This is a genomic window from Wolbachia endosymbiont strain TRS of Brugia malayi, assembly GCF_000008385.1.
Lineage (GTDB): Bacteria > Pseudomonadota > Alphaproteobacteria > Rickettsiales > Anaplasmataceae > Wolbachia.
Window position 1 is genome coordinate 738490 of the sequence record NC_006833.1, and the last position, 18456, is coordinate 756945.

Consider the following 18456-nt stretch of genomic DNA (forward strand, 5'->3'; position numbering starts at 1 on the left):
ATGGACTTAGGTCCAATCATTGAAAATTGGCATGAGTGGCTAAGGTGCTATAGGTCTTATTCATCTAACACTTTAGAATCATACATGAGGGATCTAAAAGATTTTATCAGTTTCCTCAGTGCTCACATTGGTGAAGAAGTAAATGTTGGCTCTTTGGAAAAATTGAGCGTACCTGAGCTCAGGAGTTGGTTTAGTTTTCGCTATGCAAGAGGTATAAACGCAAGATCTAACACTCGTGCATTATCAGTAATCAGAAACTTCTTCAAGTATATAAAAAACAATTATGAAGTAAACAATGAGGCTGTATTTTCCCTGTCAAGGCCAATTCAAAGAAGAACTTTGCCTAAAGCATTATCAATATCTGATATAAAAACTTTAGTAGATTTCTTCTTGCATAACTATTCTTTACAAGAAACTCACTCCTCTTTGTCATTCCAGTATGCGACCAAAAAAAAAGAATCGGTGCTAAGCACACAACTGTACAAACATTGCAATTTCAGCTTGCCAGGATTCCAGTGCTCAGACACCAGAAAATTAATCATAAACAAGCGCACACTTTCGATCAAAAACTGGATTCCAGTGTTAAGCATTGGAACGACAGAAGGCAATACAAAAACTTCAGTGAAAGAAATAAAATTGCTTGATTTAGGCGAACCTTGGATAATAAAAAGAGAAATTGCGATTATTGTCCTGTTATATGGCACAGGTTTAAGAATCAGTGAAGCATTGAATCTTAAAGTCAGTGATATCAGCAATGAAAGTTTAATAGTAACAGGTAAAGGAGATAAACAAAGACAGGTATTTATTCTTCCAGTAGTAAAAATGTTTATACAAGAATACGTAAAAGCTTGCCCTTATCTTAGTGTTAACAATGAAGCACAACATCTCTTTGTGGGAGTAAGAGGAAAAAAATTAGGAAGAACTTATGTCGCTAATCGTTTGCAAAAAATAAGAAGAATGTTAAATTTGCCGGAAATTGTATCTCCACATGCATTCCGTCATAGCTTTGCTACTCATTTGCTTCAAGAAAATGTTGACATAAGATTTATACAACAACTTCTTGGTCATTCAAGCCTCGAAACCACTCAGGTTTATACTCACCTAAATTATCAGGATGTTTTTAATATGTATAAAAATTTCCAACAGAGTCTGGAAAAAGATAAAAAGTTAAAACTCTAAATCATCTTTTAGTCGATTGAGACAGCCTGCAACTTGATCGCGTTTAACATCCCTACTAAGCATTGTGTTAGCTTTAAACAACATTCTGCTGTAAGAAAAACCAATGTAGCCGGCAACAAGCGAAATGCATATTGCTTAAATCAGATATTGTTAAACATGCACCAACAGCGCATATTCCCAAACAACGTAAAAGATGCAAAAGCGTAGTTGCTTTGTTTTCTATTCTGAGCGCTTGCTTCTGAGGTTTTTGGGTTCCACTATTTAAACTTTGGTTTTGAGTACAAAGTTGAGCATTTTCATTAGTAAGCCGAGCTATTTGACTCGTTGATTCACTCTTTCTAGTTCTACTCGTTCCAAGTTTCTTTTTAATTGTGAAATTCTGCTAATTTTAACCGCTTCTTCATGCACAACCCTATTCAGCTTTTGCTCTTCTTCTATAAGTTGAGCTTTTGACTTTCAAGTTCATCTACAAGCTTTCACACAAACTGTTCAAAATCTACCGGTATATCATTTGTACTTGCAAAATGTTGCACTGCACTTGCAGAAAATTCTTCATCTAGATAATTTATAATAGATCCGATTGGATCACTAATATTCCTCAATATAGCAGTAACAATTGCACGATTCATGAAACAATTACCTTCTACCAACTTTTTTTTACATCATCTAAATTTTTCTACTAATAGCATCAGTTAATCGTTCTATAATAGCCAGTTCAATTATTTGCTTCAATTGTACATTAAGCTCTATTGGAGGTGTCGACTTTATTTGACTAAAGTATAGATTTTTATGTTCTAAAAGCTTTATCAATACTTCTTGCTTATCTTGTGTTATTCCTTCTAAACACGATTTGACGATCAGGTCAAGTGGTGTTTCTATTTCTCCATTTGGGCTATTCTTCAGCAATTAGGATTAAGTTTTGTATCCAATAGAACCTTCACTAGATAAACGTTTCTACTATGCAGAGGATTCAATAATTCTTTCCCTTTTTATGCTTTTTCAAATTCTAGTCTTATTGTATCCTCAAATCCTCTTGCAGTACAACCTAGAAGGTTCCTATATTCATAATCTCTAATATAAGTTTTTATCTTGAGGTGTGAGCAACATTTCTACTATATACTTAGCTCCAACCCAGCAAGCAATATGCAAGGCCTTATTTTTTTTCATATTAGAAGTTTCAACAGACTCCACCATATCATTGTATAAGTCACCTAAGTATACACACTCACCTTGATCATTTACACTATTCACAACTTGACCATTATTACAACATCTGTAATAACCTGGCCGTACCTCTGCCACTTTCCAACCACAAAATAAATATATTAGACGCCCAAATTGATCTCTCTTTCGTCTTTACTCACAAACAGATTGCTTACTTTGAGCATTAACATCGATATTTCTGTTTTTTGTATAAGCAACTTAGTCATTTCTTTCAGTGTAGGCTGATTACTGCTAGCTATGTAGGTATTAGCAACAGACATTAAAGGTGTCATACCTTCTTCATCAAACGTATTAACATCAGTACCTTCTGCTATAGCCCGTTCAAAATCTTCTAGGTTCTCATTATCAATAGCCTGAAATAGCTTTTGTGTTGACTCATTAAGTGGTCCAGGAGTTATCCAACTAAATCCGTAACCAGTAGTACTTGTTCTATTACTATGCACATCAAATCTACTTCAATAATTCACTATTACCATACAACAAAAAAAGAAAATAGTGATAAATCCTCCCTTCTTCTTAAAAAAGCAATCTTATACATTCCCTACTTTTTAACTCTTTATTTACTTGTGCATTCTAAAAACTTCTCTGCATCAAGTGCAGCCATGCACCCTGTACCTGCTGCAACCACTGCTTGACGATATACCTTATCTTGAACATCACCTGCAGCAAACACCCCTGCTCTACTAGTTAAAGTTGTTCCAGGTTTTGTAATTATATAACCCTGCTCATCCATTTCAATAAAACTTTTGAAAACACCTGTATTTGGTGCATGCCCAATTGCAATGAATACCCCATTCACTCTCAATTCCTGGATTTCATCAATTTTCGTTGATTTAATTGTAATACCAGTAACTTTCTTTGGATTCTCTTCTCCAAGAACTTGTTCTACAGTATGATTCCATATGACTTTTATTTTATTATTCGCAAAGAGCCTGTCTTGCATTATCTTTTCCGCTCTCAATTTATCGCGCCTATGTATTAATATAACTTCTTTAGCAAAGCGAGTTAAGAATATTGCCTCTTCAACGGCGGTATTTCCTCCACCAATCACGGCTACAATCTTATTCCTAAAAAACGCACCATCACAAGTTGCACATGCTGAAACTCCGTAACCTTGAAATTTCCTTTCACTTTCCAAACCAAGCCACTTCGCTTGTGAACCAGCTGCAATTATAACTGCATTGGAATAGTAGTCATCGTTATTACCAGAAGACCTAAATTTATACTCATTAGAATACTCAAGTTGTTCAACGCTCTTTATTTCATCATTTACTATTTCTGCTCCCACCTTTTCTACATGCAACCTCATTTGTTTCATTAGTTCTGGACCTTGTATTGAAACAAAACCAGGATAATTCTCAACACCCATAGTGATCGTAAGCTGGCCACCAGGCTGCATTCCTGTTACTACAACTGGCTCCAAGTTTGCACGTGCTGCATATATAGCAGCAGCGTAACCTGCTGCCCCAGATCCAATAATAAGAACTTTTGTACCAAATCTATAATTCTTCACTGTATGAGTTTAGATAATCAGTCACTCCTTCATCACTTGCCTGCATTGCTGGCTTGCCTTTCTTCCACCCAGCTGGACACACTTCACCATGCTCTTCATTATGTTTTATTGCATCAACGATTCTAATAAATTCATCCATATTACGCCCTAAAGGCATATCATTTATTGACTGGTGACGCACAATAAATTTATCATCAATAACGAAAGTTGCCCTCAGTGCAATTGAGTCATCATATAACACTCCATAGTCTCTTGATATAGACTTTTTAATATCAGACACCAAAGTGTAGCTAATTTCTCCGATACCACCATTGCTAACTGAAGTTTTTCGCCATTGATAATGCGAGAATTTTGAATCTACACTTATTCCTATTACTTCAACATCACGCTTTGCAAACTCACTTATTCTATTATTCAACGATATCAATTCAGTTGGACAAACAAAGGTAAAATCAAGTGGATAGAAAAGAAGGATAGCATACTTACCTTTTATGTGCTCACTCAGACAGAAGTCATCAACTATTTCCCCATTAGGAAGAACAGCTGGAGCAGTAAAATTGATAGCAGATTTTGTCACAAGATTCATAATTAACCTATTCATTTTAAAACATCTTTAATTTTACACCTTGAGAAATTTACATGCAAGTTTTCTTTAGTTTTACCACCTAAGGATCTTTTCCAATTAGCTGTCTCTACTAGCCTAAAATACACTCAAGCTAACAATGGGCTATCAGGTACATTACCAATTACATTAATCTGATTTAATATCCTATTAGTGGGGTAAAAATAACTTTTTATAAATTCCTTATATATAGCTGTTAATTTGTGTATATCGTTCACTAATACACACTCGTTTACCTGATGTGAGGTTTTATTAATCATCCCAAATTCAATCACTGGACAAACATCTTTAATAAATGCAGCGTCAGATGTGCCACCACTTGTAGCCAGCACAGCATCAATATTGGTAACTTTGTTTATTGCATCAAACATAACATCAGTATTTCTATCGGGAGTAGAAAGAAAAGCACCCCTGCTGCTATGCATAGAGAGTTTATAATCGTTAGTTACACTGAAGCATATTTCATCAATCAACTTATATAAACCATCAGGTGTTTGCATATTGTTGTATCTAATGTTGAAGCCTGCAGTTATTGAATCAAGTATTACATTGTCAGTACTGTTTCCAACATCGATAGTAGTAATTTCGCAATTTGAAGGCTGAAAATATTTATTACCGCCGTCAAAAGTAGTATCTTTTATCCTATTCAATATTGATATCATCTTATATATTGGATTGTCCGCTAGATCCGGATAAGCAACGTGCCCTTGTTTTCCATGGCAAATTAGCTCAAATGTTGCAGAACCTCTTCTGCCTATTTTTATAGTATCACCTAATTTCTCACTACTGGTTGGTTCAGCAACTACACAATAATCTATTTTCTTATGCTTACTCTCCATCCATTTCAAAACCGCCTTTGTTCCATATTCTTCCGTACTTTCTTCAGCACTGGTAATCAACGCACTTATCGAACCGTTGAATCTAAACTTTTCTGCAACTAAATCTACCATAGCAGTAATAAACGCAGCTATCCCGCTTTTCATGTCAGTTGCCCCTCTCCCATACAACAACCCATCCCTAACTTCTGGACTAAACGGGTCAGATATCCAATCTTTTAATTGACCTGGTGGTACAACATCAACATGGCCTGCAAAACACAAATTTTGTACCCCGTTTATATATTTTGCATAAAGATTTTTAACTTTAGTTTTATTATCACCAAACTCTAAAATCTCACAGTCAAAACCACTTTTCTCGAGGATCGCCGCTATATGCTCTATTGCTCCATCGTCCCTTGGTGTTATACTCTTAAAAGAAATTAATTTCTTAGTTAGCTCTACAGGATCAATTTTCATGTCACCTTAAAATACTGATATTACTATATTGTAAACATTTTATGCATTATTTAAAACAAATATTACATCAAACTAAACAAACCTCTATAGTAATAGTAGGTCATCACTTTGTAGACAATATCTATGAAATATGCACACAATACGAAAATGATATTTTTTTAGTTGTAGATAAAAATACAGCAGAGCTTTTAATAAAAACGTACTCAATAAAACTCCCAACTTAATTATTTCTGGCAATTCTACCGCCTCTCTTGACATCACAAATTCAGTCAGAAATAAGGTAGAAGATAGTGGTTTAATAGTTGCGTTCGGTAGCAGCACTGTTAATGATGTCTGTAAGTACGCAAACTACCTAGAAGGCAAAAATTACATATCTTTTCCAACAGCTGCTTCTATGAATGGATATACTTCTGCAAATGCCTCAATATTAGTAGATGGATATAAAAAATCGTTCAAAGCACATCTTCCTAAGCAATATATATCAACATTAATATAACCGCCAATGCACCACCGCGTCTTACACTAAGTGGATCTGCAGATTTCATTTGTCGTTCAACAGTGCAAGCAGACTGTTACTATCTCACCTATTACTTGGCACAGAATACAACGAATCACCCTTTACACTTGTCCGCTACCTGGAGCAAATTTTGCTAAGAGAGTATCTAGCGCTTGTTAAAAGAAGCAAAAAAGTCCTATTACTCATAGAAGCCTTACTGATCTCAGGATTTGGAATGGTAATATCAAAAGGTAGCTATTCTGCAAGCCAAGGAGAGCCATAATAGCTCACGCAAATGGTAACAAAAGATTACTCCTCACTACATGGTGAAAAATTGCCGTTACAACGATTACCATGGCTAATTTGCAGGAAAAAAGATTATTAATACAAAATCCCATCATCAAACCAACTACTCTAGACACAGAACATATAATTAAGTGTTTTGGTAATACTGAATTTACAAAAATTCTAGAACAAAAAAATTCTGCAGCAGAAAATCAAAGAGATCCTTCATAAGGAATGGAGTAATGTTTCCAGTTTAATCAAACAAAATTTATTACCTGCAAAATGTCTGCAGAAAATATTTGAAGATCTGTCAATTCCACATTTACCAGAACACCTCAATTGGAATGAAAGAGCAATATTGCAAAGTGGTAGATCTTGCATTTGCAACAAGAGATAGATTCACCTTTCTTGACTTGGCCAACTGCTTAAAAGAAAGTAAAGTATTGTAGCTAAAACAATAAAAAAAAATCATTGATACTTTATTCCTTGTTGATCGTTCTATTTTGCTTCCCAACTCCAGTTCTAAGAGAGCCATCAAAGCCAAGTTTAGATAACCCACTTATTGAGATGAGCCCATCTATACCAATGGAGACAGAGTTGACATGATTAACTATAACAGATCTTGTTTGTTATAATTTTTCTATTTTTGGTTAACAGGACAATGCTCAATATTAAACAGGCTTTTTTGCCAAGAAGGTAAATTAAACCTCACACTTTCTATTATATCATTAGCAGATTCGATAAGTTTAGCACCTTTCTTATTAGATAACTGCTACCAATAGAGCGCAAATCTAAAAGAAAACCAGAAACCACAAACACTTCCCTTACCTGATCCAAAGCAAAATTTGCTGTTATTAGGGAACCAGAACTTTTCGATGCTTCAATTACCGTTACACTTAGCAATAAATCAGATATAATCCGATTCTTCTGAGAAAAATGCTGAGGTTTTGGTTTAGTAGCAAATGGAAGCTCAGTAATTACTAATCTACCATTTTCAGCGATTTTCTTGTATAGATCAAAATTTTCTCTTGGATACACTACATCAATTCCGCTTGCTGTGACAGCAATAATTAGATGATTTTGTATATTATGCTGTTCACCACAGTGTCTATCCCTCTTACAAGCTCAGAAACAATAACAAAACCAGCTTCGCTTAAATCAAGTGCCAGCTTACTGGCAAAATTTCTTCCATTTACTGAAGAGTTACGTCTACCAATTATTATAATCATCTCACAGCTTAATAATGACACATCACCAAGCGCAGTTATTACAGAGGATAACCCGGTATATTCCCTAAAATGTTGGGGTAATCTAGACCACATTCAGGCATGATTTTAGCCAGAATTTTTCTGTATCATTGATTTCTTTTCGCGCATCCTGAATGCTATATACCTTTTTATCGTTTAGTGAGTTCATCGAAACATTCTAATGCCTCATCCAATGGCCACGTGTTTTTAGCATACTAAAAAACTTTTTCGGTCCCGAGGTTCTGTAGGCTCAGCCATATTTTCAATTTCTCACTGTTCAATTTATTTATCTTCATAAAAGAACGTTTTTCCAATTACTTAAAAGATACCCAATATTTATCAGCATTTAAGCTATAATACAACCAAAAGACTTGAATTTCTTATTAGTTCAGTGTACCTAAAATTATAAATATGTAGTACTTTATGACGCATTTTGTTACAGATAAATGCATAAAATGTAAATATACGGATTGTGTGGAAGTGTGTCCTGTCGACTGTTTCTATGAAGGCAAAAACATGCTCGTAATCAATCCTGATGAATGTATTGATTGCGGAGTGTGCATACCTGAATGTCCAGTAGATGCAATCGTAACCGACGACTCTATAAAAGACATTTTAGAACTAGATGAAGAGTTACTGAGCAATGAACAAAAAACCTTCAAATCATTTTATAACATAAACATAGAATACTCGCAAAAGTGGCCAAATATCACAGCTAAAAAGCAACCTCTCCATACTGCAGAAAAATATAAAGAAAAAAAAGACAAAACAGCTTATTTCAACGAAAATCTAGAGTAATGCTACTGAAGGAAAAAGAAACTTCTTGTACCTCATGGTTTGGTTGCTGATTATAGTTGTGTTATTTATGTTCTTGATAACATACAATATTAACTTGAAAATAGGTTAAGTAATACAGTAATTTTACTACTATTAACTGTTAACAGGTATATTAGACGATCATATGGAGGATAAAAATGGATGTTAAAGTAAACTAGGCGGAAATTACTAAACGTGTTGCAGCGCATATAGTTGACCATACGATATTCCTAATCTTCTATCCATCATCTTTATTAATTTCATTTTTTTATTAATTTCATTTCTATTACCAGAAGAACCTCTTGCTGACTCTTTAAATCATGTCTTTCCTGACACTGATACTGACCTTATATTAGAACGACATGAAATATTAGAAGACTTAAGTATATTAAGAAATTTTATTCTATATAGTATTAGAAGTATTAATGATAACAAGACTTGGCTGGACTTAGGGAAAATTGTTACTTGGTATATATAAAAGATGCAAATACACTTAAAAACACTGCTTTACTGCAAATAGTAGTAAGAAGTACTCTCAAGGTGCTTTTGTTTGTACTCTTCTATATTTCTGAGTGGTTTCTAATTTTATTAATATTAGTTTTAATATTTGCAGCACTTGATAAATACAAGCAGTTCTTTCACGATAAAATTGCAAACACATTAGTAATAGAGTATAAACCCCTGAAGAATATTATTTAAATCTAAGCTATGTGGGAGTAACTAGACGTGTACAGCACATATTATTGACCATCTTATTATTATGGGAATTTCTTCAGTCTGTTTGATTCTTGTAGGAACAATCTCTCACATCGCTGGATCTAAGTCATTCATTACACGTAGTTGCTTATCTTTTTTGCTATCGATAGTATTCGGAGCATTCATGATAAGAAGATTTGGTGGTACTTCAGGGCAATTGTTGTGCAATATTAATTAAAAGATGCAAATACATTTTTAAATATCACTCCAGTGCAAACAATAATTAGGCATGTCTCGTTTGAAGTTATTTACTTTCCTATATTTTTCATGAGAAGGAATTTTTTTATAAGTATATCTCTAATAGTAGTTTGACTCCTCATTAGGTTTAATCTTTATGATCATAATACTAATTTTCATATGTGCATATTTAACCGACGCAAGCAGTTTTTTCATGATAAAATTGCAAGGACAGTGGCAACAACCCATAAATCTTCAAGATAATTTTCTCTTCTATTTACGAAGTTCATGTATGTAGTCATAATTAATATAGTTCTTCTAAAAGTGCTTATGGTCCTAACTATAACAATTTTAAGCGGTGGATTTTCTCGTGAAAGGAAAATATCATTGATGAGTGGAAAAGCAGTAAAGAAGGCGCTTGATAGCCTTTCATATAATGCAATAGAAATAGACGTTAACAGCAACACTGCTGAAAAGCTTAAAAAAATTAATCCTGACCTTGCTTTTATTGCTCTACATGGGCCTTATGGCGAAGATGGCTGCATTCAAGGTTTATTGGAGATCTTAGGTATAAAATATACACACTCTGGAGTTATGGCTTCAGCTATTGCTATGAATAAAGCAATGTCTAAGCATATATTCCGATCCCTTGGTATTGATACTCCAAAAGGGTACATAATCAGTCGAGGAGATATACTAAAAAATAATATTAAAATTGATTATCCATATGTCTTAAAACCCATTAATGAAGGTTCAAGTATTGGAGTGCACATAACTTTCTCGCATGAGGATTATTTAAAATTAAAAAACATGTTTAGTGTCATTCCAGTGCATGACGCTGGAATTGAGGAAGAAGAACCAGTTTGGATAACAAGAGATTTGATGATCATAGAAGAATACATACCAGGTATAGAGTTACACACTGCCGTGTTACTAGATGAAGCAGCTGGCACTATGGAAATAAGACCAAAAAATAAATTCTATGACTATAAAGCAAAATACACAAACGGGTTTGCAGAGCACATATTTCCTGCTGAAATTCCTGACAACATATATGAAATGACCTTGGAACATGCATTGAAAGTTCATCGATTTCTAGGATGTAAAACTATTTCTCGCTCAGATTTTCGCTATAATCCTAAGGATAATACTCTAAAAATGCTTGAGATCAATACACACCCTGGCTTTACTGAATTATCGTTAGTACCAGAAATTGCAAAATTGACAAAAGGAATTGATTTTAATGAATTAGTTAAAATTATTATTGAAGATAGTCTACAGCACAAAAAAATATTAGAGATCAAGTAAATGTTGAGTAATATTACCAGAAGTCAAAGGAGTTTTTTACATAAGTGTGCTTTGGTTATCATAACAGCACTCTTTTTTACGTTAGTATTCTATAGCTCACTTGATAAAATCACAAGTCGATTTAATCATTATCTCACTTGGTGTAATGACTATTTATCTAGTCTACTACTCAGTAGTGGATTTTCAATCGATGAAGTAGTTGTAAATGGCAATAAATTTACAAATGAGAAGGACATTTTAAATCTGGTAAATAAAACGCAGCCAATTATATATATATCACCTTCAAAGCTTGCTGATAGCATACAATCCGTGAGCAAATGGATAAAGCACGTAAGAATTCATAGAATTTTGCCTAACACTCTATACATTAATGTAGATGAACATAAACCGTTTGCTCTATGGAAAGATAATAACAAAACTTCAGTAATTGATTCCGAAGGTAAAGTGATTGTAGATGATTATCCTACAGATAACTTTATCGTAATTACAGGACAAAACGCACTATCAAACCTAAAATTCATTAAAGATATACTAGAAAGCAAAACTCAATTAAGTGATCACATTTCTTCTTGTATTTATGTAGAAAATAGAAGATGGAACATCATACTTGATAACGGCTCCACAGTAAAATTGCCTGAAGATGATCCTCATAGTGCATGGAATTATTTAAATCACTTACAAAATACAACCGATTTTACTTTTAGCGATTGGAGTATAATTGATATGCGTATTATCGATAAAATCTTTATAAAGAGATAATCCTACTCCTTCCTCTTCATCTAAATTTTATGTAATAATGCTTCTATGATGTTATCCCAGCGTTACGCGCTACCATCAGCGGTAGATTTAAATTTACAAACATTAATAAACTTACCAAATAGAAAAAAAAGGCAAAAGACACCACATAGTAGATAGGGTTTACTAGATTAAATAACTAAACACCTTCATTGCTATGATAAGGAGGCTGGAGAAGTTTATCAAGCGGTTTTTTTGTAGCTTTGCTTTCTCATGGCTGTAATATTCATAGCAAAAGACCTAATAACATGTATACTTTATTAAGTAGCTTATGTAGTAAATCATCATGAAACTAGGCATTAATATCGACCACGTTGCAACCCTTCGCAACACACGTGGCCCCCTTATCCAGATCCATTGAAAGCCGCAGAAATAGCCATTAACGCCGGGGCAGATTTTATCACTGTACACTTACGAGAAGATAGAGGCATATCAGAGACGAAGATGTGTTTACCCTGAAAAAAAACACTAATACTGAACTAAACCTTGAAATTGCAGTCACGGAAGAAATGCTTGAAATAGCAAAAAAGTAAAACCTTATTCAATTAACATAGTACCAGAAAAAAGGGAAGAATTAACAACTGAAGGTGGTCTGGATATAATTAACATGTATAGTAAACTTTCTAGTATAATAGAAGAGGTGCATAATTTTGATATAAAGGTTTCATTGTTTATCAATCCAAATATTAATCAACTAAAATATCTTGAAAAGTCAGAAATAAAGCCTGACATAGTAGAAATCCATACAGGTGGTTACTGCAATAATCCATTAGAAAAAAAACTAAAATTAATTACCAATACTGCAGAGTATATTAATGCCATGCAGAGCATGGCATAACTTATAAACACGCTCAAAGAATGAAAGAAATACCCCACATTTCAACTCTGAATATAGGCTACTCTTTAATCAGCGAAGCTATATTTGATGGGTTATACAGCGTAGTAAAAACAATGAAGATGATAATATCTAACTAATTACTTCTTCTTTCTCCTTATTTAAAATACTTAAAAGAGTTTGGCTTGCTTTAAACTTCACTCTTGTCTTTTGAGGAACAGTCATGATTTCACCATTCTGAGGATTACGACATTGCTTCTCCTGGCTTATAGCAGTAGAAAATGTGCCTATTCCATGCAGGCGTATTTCACCTTCCTCATCTAGTTTACCCTTTATTATTTTCATAAGCGCATCAAAAATCTTGCTCAAATCAGACTTTGTTATTTCTACATCTTGACTAGAACAAGCTTGTTTTAATTTATTTATTATGTCTTCTTTACTCATAAATTACCTTAATATTGAAAAAATTACACAAACAGCATATTACGTTCATAACGATAGTCAACTAAATTTATCATGAAAATAGAATATACTATGCATTTTTTTTAACATTTGTATAATATACACAAAAAAAATATCACTACAAAATAATTATCTCTTAGAAAATTGATATTTTGCCCGAGCTCCACGTTGACCATATTTCTTACGTTCTTTAACACACGAGTTTCGTGTTAAATACCCACTCTTACGTAATATAGAATATAAATCTTGGCTTATTTTACTTAAAGCTTTGCTTATTCCATGAGCTAATGCACCTGCTTGACCAGATAGTCCTCCACCTTTTACAGTTGCAAATACATCATATTTATCTAGCGTAGATGTTACAATAAGTGGCATTTTCACTATTTGGCACACTGACTCTCTCTTAAAGTAAGAGAGCAGCTTGTCTTGCTGATTAACGCTGAACTTTCCACTTCCTGATTTTATCCATACTCTTGCCGCAGATTCTTTTCTTCGACCTGTAGCATATAAACAACCAAACAAATCAATTGCTGGCTTAGTTACTTTTTCTGATTGATTTATTACAGAACTTTCCATCTTATTCCATTATTTTTTATTTTTACGATTTAAAGAAGCAAAATCTATCTTTTTAGGCTGCTGCCCTTGATGTTTATGCTCTGGACCAGAATAAACATATAAATTTCCAAAACGTTTACGCGCCATAGGACCATCATCAAGCATTCTTTTCACCGCCATTTTTATTACCCTCTCAGGGAATTTACCATTAAGAACATTATTTGGGGTAGTTTTTTTTAAACCACCAGGATAACCTGTATGCTTGTAGTAAACTTTCTCTTTAAATTTTTTCCCGGTAAAATGCACCTTTTCTGCGTTGATGATAATTATATTATCGCCACAGTCCATATGAGGTGTATACTCAGGTTTATGTTTTCCACGCAACAGTGTTGCTACAAATGCTGCAAGTCTTCCTACTACTAACCCTTCTGCGTTTATAACAAACCATTTTTTATCGATTTGTCCCTCTTTTAGGAAAAAAGTCTTCATCACTCTAACTGAACAATAGTAGGCTATGATACACTTAATTTCTAAGCAGTGTCAACAATATTAGTTATTGATTATTAAAGCAATTTATGCTAGTAACTTAGTTGCACAGCCAATATATATGGGAGTAGAATGTTTCATTTGATTATTACACTTGCGGCTATTTTTAGTACTGTAAATTGCTATGCAATTGATCTTGAAGAAGCTGTAAATAAAGCCATTAAAAATAGTTCAAAGCTCAAGTCTCAATTTTACCAATATAAAATCGCTAAAAAATACTATAAATCTTTAGGAATAGCTGGGTTTTTGCCAGATATTAATCTTCGATACTATTTTGATAGTAATTTTAATATCATCAACAGTATACAAAACCCAGGAGAACTCCTTACATTAAGTCAGAGAATAATAGATGGAGGCGGTACTTTTGCTACATTCAGTCAATCAAATCATCTTCTCAAAGCAGCAAAGACTCAATTTCAAAAGTCAAAGCAAGAGCTTGCACTTAATGCCGTGAAAGTATACGTTGACGTTCTACGAAGTAGGGCAGTATTACAGCTTAAAGAGCATAAAGAACACGTCTCTTTGGAAAATTTATCAGAGGCAAAAAAACGTTTTTCTCTCGGGGAAGTGACCAATGCTGAAGTTTCGCTGGCAAAAGCAAAATTTTCATCTTCAGTATCAGAAAGAGTTGATGCCGAAGGCAAATTAAAATCGGCAAACATTGCTTACTTCCACCTAATTGGGGAAGAACCTGATGAACTTTCTGAAGCTAGTGATAAATTACCTTCTGTTCCAGAATTAAATGAATGTTTACAGTTAGCAAGAACCAATAATCTATCTTTGAAAACAGCAGTTTATCAAAAAAAAGCAGCAGGAATGGGAGTGTTTGCTGAAACTTCTAAGTGGCTACCTTCTCTGCACCTTAGTATAAATAAAATTTTTGACATAAGAAATATCAACATCAAAAAGCCTTTAGAAGGTGCTAGTGTTGCTTTTACTCTCGATATTCCAATTTTTAAAAGAGGAATAAATGCTTTTGGCATTAGTAAAGCTAGAATGGATGCAAAAAAATTTACTTACGATTATTATGAAACAGTGAAAAACATAGAGCAAATGGTTGTAAATGCTTGGAATGATGTGTTGACAGCAAAGGCTATCATTAAAGCAAGTCAAGAAGCTGAAAAAGCAGCAGCTCTAGCGTTGGAAGGGGTTGAACAAGAAGTAAGCTTAAACTTAAAGAGTATAACTGATCTTTTATACACTGAAGACACGTTATTCAAAGCACGTTCGGACTTAGTTGAAGCACAAAGCAATTATGTGATTAGTGTTTATAATTTACTTTTTATAATAAACAGTATAAATCTCTAAATTTGATGGCATTAGTGTTATGAATTATAAACAAAGCAATCAATCTGTAAAAGATATCCTAGAAGATATAAAGAAAGCTATATCTGGTAAAAGCTCAAGTAATGATGCAGTAGAAATAGAAAAGGAGAAGAAGGATGACGATGTTTTGTACCTTGAAGAGGAGTATTTAGAAGATTCAGAAAAAGATAGTAAAGAGCAGAATAACGAAAAACAAGATGTCAACAATGATCATAAGAGCGAGGAAATAGTTTTTAATAATACTCAATTTAACAACCACAGTTATAACTCACAGAGAAGAAAAGGACGTTCCGTTTGCACAATAATACCTCAAACAGATAACAACAAAGGAATAACAGTGGCTTACAAGGGTAAAATAGCGATCACCTAATTTAAAGAGAACATGGAAGAGATTAAAAAGCTACTTGAAAAAATGCAAAACGAACTACAGCACGAACAACAAAAAAAATCAAACCTCACTGTTGAAGAATTAGTTATATCTCTTTTAAAACCTCAGTTGCCGGAGTGGCTGAATAATTACCTCCATACATTGGTAAAAGAAGTAGTCGAAAAAGAGCTCAAAGATATCATCAATAATAAGTGATTTTTACAAGGTGTTAGCAATAAAAACTAGAGTAAAAACAGCTAAAGGTAGAAAACTATCCTCAACAAGGTGGTTGCACCGTCATTTAAATGACCAGTACGTACAAAAAACTAATAAGGATAGTTATAGATCACGCTCAGCATATAAGTTGATAGAAATAGATAATAAATTTAAATTACTCCAAGCAGGGCAAAAAATTGTTGACCTTGGTGCTTCTCCTGGTGGATGGTCACAAGTTGCATCTCAGAAAGGTGTAAAAGTGGTTGCTATTGATATAAAGCCAGTAAACACAATTAGTGGAGTGAAATATATACAATACGATATAAATGAACTTGAAACTTTAAGGGAAAGATTTAAAGATCAAAAATTTGATGTAATTCTATCTGACATGGCCCCAGAATCTTGCGGGTTAAAATCGCTGGACCATATTAGAATCATGCTTTTATGCGAAGCAGCACTGAACTTTGCAAAACATTTCCTAAATTACGGTGGTAAGTTTGTAGTAAAAATTTTTCAAGGAGAATCTGACAAAGACTTTTATAATGAATTAAAAAAAATGTTCAAAATAGTAAAATACTTTAAACCAAAATCAAGTAGATCTGAATCTACAGAAATGTATTTGGTAGGTTTAGGTTTTATCAGCAACAGTTTTCCTATATAGAGTAATGGCAAAAATTTCTAATTCTGCTCTACAGCAAATTTCAATGCCATATGAGTAGCTATAGTACCGTTAACCATTAAAATGGCAAAAATTAAAGCAGTAATAAGTAACATATGAATACTTAAGAACAAACCCTCAAAATGAACTAGTAATTTAAAATACACAAATGTTGGCATTATGATTGGCAAAACAAGAATTTGTGATATTCCCGACGCTAAATTGTTTCGACCAACCACTAATGCATTTCCAGTAGCTGAGATATTAATTATTATCAGCGTATTAAGTAATAAAGATAAGCCTACCACTATTGAGTGTTCAATGTTACTATCCAAAACTACGAAGCTAAATATGGAAGAAATCACTGAGATTGGCAGCCCGAACAATAACCAGTGAACAAAAATTTTATAAGCAACTACAAACCTAGGGGGAAATGGCTGTATAAAGATTTGCTCTAATATTCCATCATGATAATCAAAAACAAATAAATTACTTGTAGAGATTTGCAAAACAAACGTAGCGCATATCCATATTAACGTTAACATGATTTCTTGCTTATTGCTGCTTTCAAGTGCAAATGAAGATAGACTTAACATTATAATAAAAACACATATCGTATAGATAAAATTTTTACTATCTATCGCTAATCTTCCTATTGAGCTAATCATACTAGGTTTTTAAATGTTTATTATAAATTATAGTGTTTAATTTTAGATAGTATAATTTCTTACTCACAAATTATACAAGATTTATTAATTAATTAATAATATAATTATGAAAGAGTCATCAAAAACAAAATTATCAGAAGATTACACTCCTTCAGAAGATGAAGAATATATGAGCGTAAGACAGTTGGAATACTTCAACTTAAAGTTGGAATCAATCCTTGCTGAGCTAGAGAAGCAGGAACTAGAAGATAGTGCATACTATTTTGATGAAGACAGTGGAAATGAAAAATTAATTAAGCGTAGAAAAGATAGAAAAGAAAAAATTAAGGAGGCATTAGAAAAAATAAAATTAGGCACCTACGGCTATTGTGATAGAACAGGGGAAGAAATAGGAATTGCAAGACTTAAAGCTAATCCGCTTGCTGTATATTGCATTGAAGAGCAAGAGAGATTAGAAAAGGAAAAGAACGTATATAAGACTGATGATTAATTGCATATGGTCACCTAAACCCCTGATCTTTTAAGTCTTTCTTTATCTAATATAGAACTTATCTCTTCTACACTCTTATCAATATCATCATTGATTACTACATAATCATATTTATCGCGCTTGCTCATCTCTTTTTGAGCTTCGGCTAACCTGTGTTCTATTTCACTTGCACTGTCACTATTACGTTTTTGCAAACGCAACCTAAGCTCCTCCATTGAAGGGGGAAGTATAAAAACACTTATAACTTTTTCCCTCATAAGCTCAAATAAATGAAATGCTCCTTGCCAATCTATACTTAGTAAAACGCTTATTCCACTGCTCAGGTTCTGTTCTATAAAACTTTTCGGTATGCCATAAAAATTTTCAAAAACTCTGGCGTACTCAAGCATTTGACCAGCTTCACATAACTCATGAAATTCTTTCTTGGTAACAAAAAAATAGTCTTTTCCATTTATTTCGCCTGGGCGAGGTTTGCGTGTAGTCATAGAAACCGATCTAACTAAATTAGTCGATCGCTCAAGTAATCTCTCTAATATAGTAGTTTTGCCAGCTCCAGAAGGAGAAGATAAAACTAATAATACACCTTCATTCTCTACAGCCATTTTTTCTTCTAAGTATAA

At 33.4% G+C, this 18456-nt stretch carries 22 protein-coding genes and 3 pseudogenes; 11 read left to right on the forward strand and 14 right to left on the reverse strand.

What is annotated here, in order from left to right; translation table 11 throughout:
- Positions 1–1179 carry a tyrosine-type recombinase/integrase gene (locus WBM_RS05965; RefSeq protein ID WP_011256760.1) on the forward strand — a complete coding sequence of 393 codons (1179 nt, stop codon included), beginning with the start codon at positions 1–3 and terminating at the stop codon, positions 1177–1179.
- A gap of 476 nt (positions 1180–1655) precedes the next feature.
- Here WBM_RS05965 and WBM_RS05800 read toward each other — a convergent pair whose 3' ends face one another.
- From WBM_RS05800 to dapE, 7 genes are all read right to left on the reverse strand, one after another.
- Complete coding sequence (locus tag WBM_RS05800) at positions 1656–1808, reverse strand: hypothetical protein (protein WP_160119451.1); 153 nt, start codon at positions 1806–1808, stop codon at positions 1656–1658.
- A gap of 37 nt (positions 1809–1845) precedes the next feature.
- The gene (locus WBM_RS05115; RefSeq protein ID WP_011256761.1) at positions 1846–2085 is read right to left on the reverse strand and encodes a hypothetical protein; all 240 of its coding nucleotides are present in this window, start codon (positions 2083–2085) and stop codon (positions 1846–1848) included.
- A gap of 165 nt (positions 2086–2250) precedes the next feature.
- Positions 2251–2481 (reverse strand): hypothetical protein, encoded by a 231-nt coding sequence (locus tag WBM_RS03370; RefSeq protein ID WP_011256762.1) that lies wholly within the window; start codon positions 2479–2481, stop codon positions 2251–2253.
- A 23-nt stretch (positions 2482–2504) separates the two neighbouring features.
- A complete protein-coding gene (locus tag WBM_RS05930; protein ID WP_011256763.1) occupies positions 2505–2846 on the reverse strand; it encodes an ankyrin repeat domain-containing protein in 342 nt (113 codons plus the stop codon).
- A 113-nt stretch (positions 2847–2959) separates the two neighbouring features.
- Positions 2960–3916, reverse strand: a complete 957-nt coding sequence (trxB, locus tag WBM_RS03380; protein WP_011256764.1) for a thioredoxin-disulfide reductase — start codon at positions 3914–3916, stop codon at positions 2960–2962.
- Positions 3903–4502 (reverse strand): peroxiredoxin, encoded by a 600-nt coding sequence (locus WBM_RS03385; RefSeq protein ID WP_041571578.1) that lies wholly within the window; start codon positions 4500–4502, stop codon positions 3903–3905. The genes trxB and WBM_RS03385 overlap by 14 nt, the downstream gene beginning before the upstream one ends.
- 125 nt (positions 4503–4627) lie before the next feature.
- Positions 4628–5833, reverse strand: a complete 1206-nt coding sequence (dapE, locus tag WBM_RS03390) for a succinyl-diaminopimelate desuccinylase (RefSeq protein ID WP_011256766.1) — start codon at positions 5831–5833, stop codon at positions 4628–4630.
- A 41-nt stretch (positions 5834–5874) separates the two neighbouring features.
- Between dapE and WBM_RS06850 the strand changes: the two are divergent.
- Positions 5875–7063, forward strand: a pseudogene (locus WBM_RS06850) (iron-containing alcohol dehydrogenase).
- A 271-nt stretch (positions 7064–7334) separates the two neighbouring features.
- On the opposite strand, the gene WBM_RS06750 reads toward WBM_RS06850, so the two are convergent.
- Both WBM_RS06750 and WBM_RS06755 read right to left on the reverse strand, forming a co-directional pair.
- Positions 7335–7652 (reverse strand): DNA-processing protein DprA, encoded by a 318-nt coding sequence (locus WBM_RS06750; protein WP_255324081.1) that lies wholly within the window; start codon positions 7650–7652, stop codon positions 7335–7337.
- 32 nt (positions 7653–7684) lie between these two features.
- The gene (locus WBM_RS06755; protein ID WP_255324082.1) at positions 7685–7936 is read right to left on the reverse strand and encodes a DNA-processing protein DprA; all 252 of its coding nucleotides are present in this window, start codon (positions 7934–7936) and stop codon (positions 7685–7687) included.
- A 348-nt stretch (positions 7937–8284) separates the two neighbouring features.
- Here WBM_RS06755 and WBM_RS03405 point away from each other — a divergent pair, with 348 nt between their 5' ends.
- From WBM_RS03405 to WBM_RS03425, 4 genes and pseudogenes are all read left to right on the forward strand, one after another.
- A complete protein-coding gene (locus tag WBM_RS03405; protein ID WP_011256767.1) occupies positions 8285–8659 on the forward strand; it encodes a ferredoxin family protein in 375 nt (124 codons plus the stop codon).
- 1275 nt (positions 8660–9934) lie between these two features.
- A pseudogene (locus WBM_RS03415) lies at positions 9935–10929 on the forward strand (D-alanine--D-alanine ligase).
- Positions 10919–11677 (forward strand): cell division protein FtsQ/DivIB, encoded by a 759-nt coding sequence (locus WBM_RS03420; RefSeq protein ID WP_011256769.1) that lies wholly within the window; start codon positions 10919–10921, stop codon positions 11675–11677. Before WBM_RS03415 ends, WBM_RS03420 begins: the two are co-directional and overlap by 11 nt.
- A gap of 322 nt (positions 11678–11999) precedes the next feature.
- Positions 12000–12688, forward strand: a pseudogene (locus WBM_RS03425) (pyridoxine 5'-phosphate synthase).
- Here the strand turns inward: WBM_RS03425 and WBM_RS03430 are convergent.
- The 3 genes from WBM_RS03430 to rplM all read right to left on the reverse strand — a co-directional run bounded on the left by WBM_RS03430 (position 12681) and on the right by rplM (position 14054).
- Positions 12681–12992, reverse strand: a complete 312-nt coding sequence (locus WBM_RS03430; protein WP_011256770.1) for an HU family DNA-binding protein — start codon at positions 12990–12992, stop codon at positions 12681–12683. The pseudogene WBM_RS03425 and the gene WBM_RS03430 sit on opposite strands and share 8 nt — an antisense overlap.
- A 147-nt stretch (positions 12993–13139) precedes the next feature.
- Positions 13140–13586, reverse strand: coding sequence for a 30S ribosomal protein S9 (gene rpsI / locus WBM_RS03435; protein ID WP_011256771.1), 447 nt, complete (start codon positions 13584–13586; stop codon positions 13140–13142).
- 9 nt (positions 13587–13595) lie between these two features.
- Positions 13596–14054 carry a 50S ribosomal protein L13 gene (gene rplM, locus WBM_RS03440; protein ID WP_011256772.1) on the reverse strand — a complete coding sequence of 153 codons (459 nt, stop codon included), beginning with the start codon at positions 14052–14054 and terminating at the stop codon, positions 13596–13598.
- Between the two features lie 129 nt (positions 14055–14183).
- On the opposite strand from rplM, the gene WBM_RS03445 reads away from it, so the two are divergent.
- The 4 genes from WBM_RS03445 (at position 14184) to WBM_RS03455 (ending at position 16681) form a co-directional block, all read left to right on the forward strand.
- Positions 14184–15419, forward strand: coding sequence for a TolC family protein (locus WBM_RS03445; RefSeq protein WP_011256773.1), 1236 nt, complete (start codon positions 14184–14186; stop codon positions 15417–15419).
- Positions 15420–15438: 19 nt separating this feature from the next.
- On the forward strand, positions 15439–15807 hold the full coding sequence (locus WBM_RS06490) for a hypothetical protein (protein ID WP_011256774.1): 369 nt from the start codon (positions 15439–15441) through the stop codon (positions 15805–15807).
- 12 nt (positions 15808–15819) lie between these two features.
- The gene (locus WBM_RS06495; RefSeq protein WP_225416104.1) at positions 15820–16020 is read left to right on the forward strand and encodes a DUF2497 domain-containing protein; all 201 of its coding nucleotides are present in this window, start codon (positions 15820–15822) and stop codon (positions 16018–16020) included.
- Positions 16021–16093: 73 nt separating this feature from the next.
- A complete protein-coding gene (locus tag WBM_RS03455) occupies positions 16094–16681 on the forward strand; it encodes an RlmE family RNA methyltransferase (RefSeq protein WP_041571579.1) in 588 nt (195 codons plus the stop codon).
- Between the two features lie 17 nt (positions 16682–16698).
- Here the strand turns inward: WBM_RS03455 and WBM_RS03460 are convergent, their stop codons facing one another.
- Positions 16699–17346, reverse strand: coding sequence for a heme exporter protein CcmB (locus WBM_RS03460; RefSeq protein WP_011256776.1), 648 nt, complete (start codon positions 17344–17346; stop codon positions 16699–16701).
- Between the two features lie 106 nt (positions 17347–17452).
- Here WBM_RS03460 and WBM_RS03465 point away from each other — a divergent pair, with 106 nt between their 5' ends.
- A complete protein-coding gene (locus WBM_RS03465; protein WP_011256777.1) occupies positions 17453–17836 on the forward strand; it encodes a TraR/DksA family transcriptional regulator in 384 nt (127 codons plus the stop codon).
- 14 nt (positions 17837–17850) lie between these two features.
- Here the strand turns inward: WBM_RS03465 and gmk are convergent, their stop codons facing one another.
- The gene (gene gmk / locus WBM_RS03470; protein WP_011256778.1) at positions 17851–18438 is read right to left on the reverse strand and encodes a guanylate kinase; all 588 of its coding nucleotides are present in this window, start codon (positions 18436–18438) and stop codon (positions 17851–17853) included.
- Between the last annotated feature and the right edge of the window lie 18 nt (positions 18439–18456).

Coding starts and splice junctions, on each gene's coding strand:
- WBM_RS03445 (WP_011256773.1), top strand. CDS start 14,184: ATGTTTCATTTGATTATTACACTTGCGGCTATTTTTAGTACTGTAAAT.
- WBM_RS05965 (WP_011256760.1), top strand. CDS start 1: ATGGACTTAGGTCCAATCATTGAAAATTGGCATGAGTGGCTAAGGTGC.
- rpsI (WP_011256771.1), bottom strand. CDS start 13,586: ATGGAAAGTTCTGTAATAAATCAATCAGAAAAAGTAACTAAGCCAGCA.
- WBM_RS03385 (WP_041571578.1), bottom strand. CDS start 4,502: ATGAATCTTGTGACAAAATCTGCTATCAATTTTACTGCTCCAGCTGTT.
- WBM_RS03420 (WP_011256769.1), top strand. CDS start 10,919: ATGTTGAGTAATATTACCAGAAGTCAAAGGAGTTTTTTACATAAGTGT.
- gmk (WP_011256778.1), bottom strand. CDS start 18,438: ATGGCTGTAGAGAATGAAGGTGTATTATTAGTTTTATCTTCTCCTTCT.
- WBM_RS03430 (WP_011256770.1), bottom strand. CDS start 12,992: ATGAGTAAAGAAGACATAATAAATAAATTAAAACAAGCTTGTTCTAGT.
- WBM_RS03465 (WP_011256777.1), top strand. CDS start 17,453: ATGAAAGAGTCATCAAAAACAAAATTATCAGAAGATTACACTCCTTCA.
- WBM_RS05800 (WP_160119451.1), bottom strand. CDS start 1,808: ATGAATCGTGCAATTGTTACTGCTATATTGAGGAATATTAGTGATCCA.
- WBM_RS03460 (WP_011256776.1), bottom strand. CDS start 17,346: ATGATTAGCTCAATAGGAAGATTAGCGATAGATAGTAAAAATTTTATC.
- WBM_RS03405 (WP_011256767.1), top strand. CDS start 8,285: ATGACGCATTTTGTTACAGATAAATGCATAAAATGTAAATATACGGAT.
- rplM (WP_011256772.1), bottom strand. CDS start 14,054: ATGAAGACTTTTTTCCTAAAAGAGGGACAAATCGATAAAAAATGGTTT.
- WBM_RS06490 (WP_011256774.1), top strand. CDS start 15,439: ATGAATTATAAACAAAGCAATCAATCTGTAAAAGATATCCTAGAAGAT.
- WBM_RS06755 (WP_255324082.1), bottom strand. CDS start 7,936: ATGTGGTCTAGATTACCCCAACATTTTAGGGAATATACCGGGTTATCC.
- dapE (WP_011256766.1), bottom strand. CDS start 5,833: ATGAAAATTGATCCTGTAGAGCTAACTAAGAAATTAATTTCTTTTAAG.
- WBM_RS06495 (WP_225416104.1), top strand. CDS start 15,820: ATGGAAGAGATTAAAAAGCTACTTGAAAAAATGCAAAACGAACTACAG.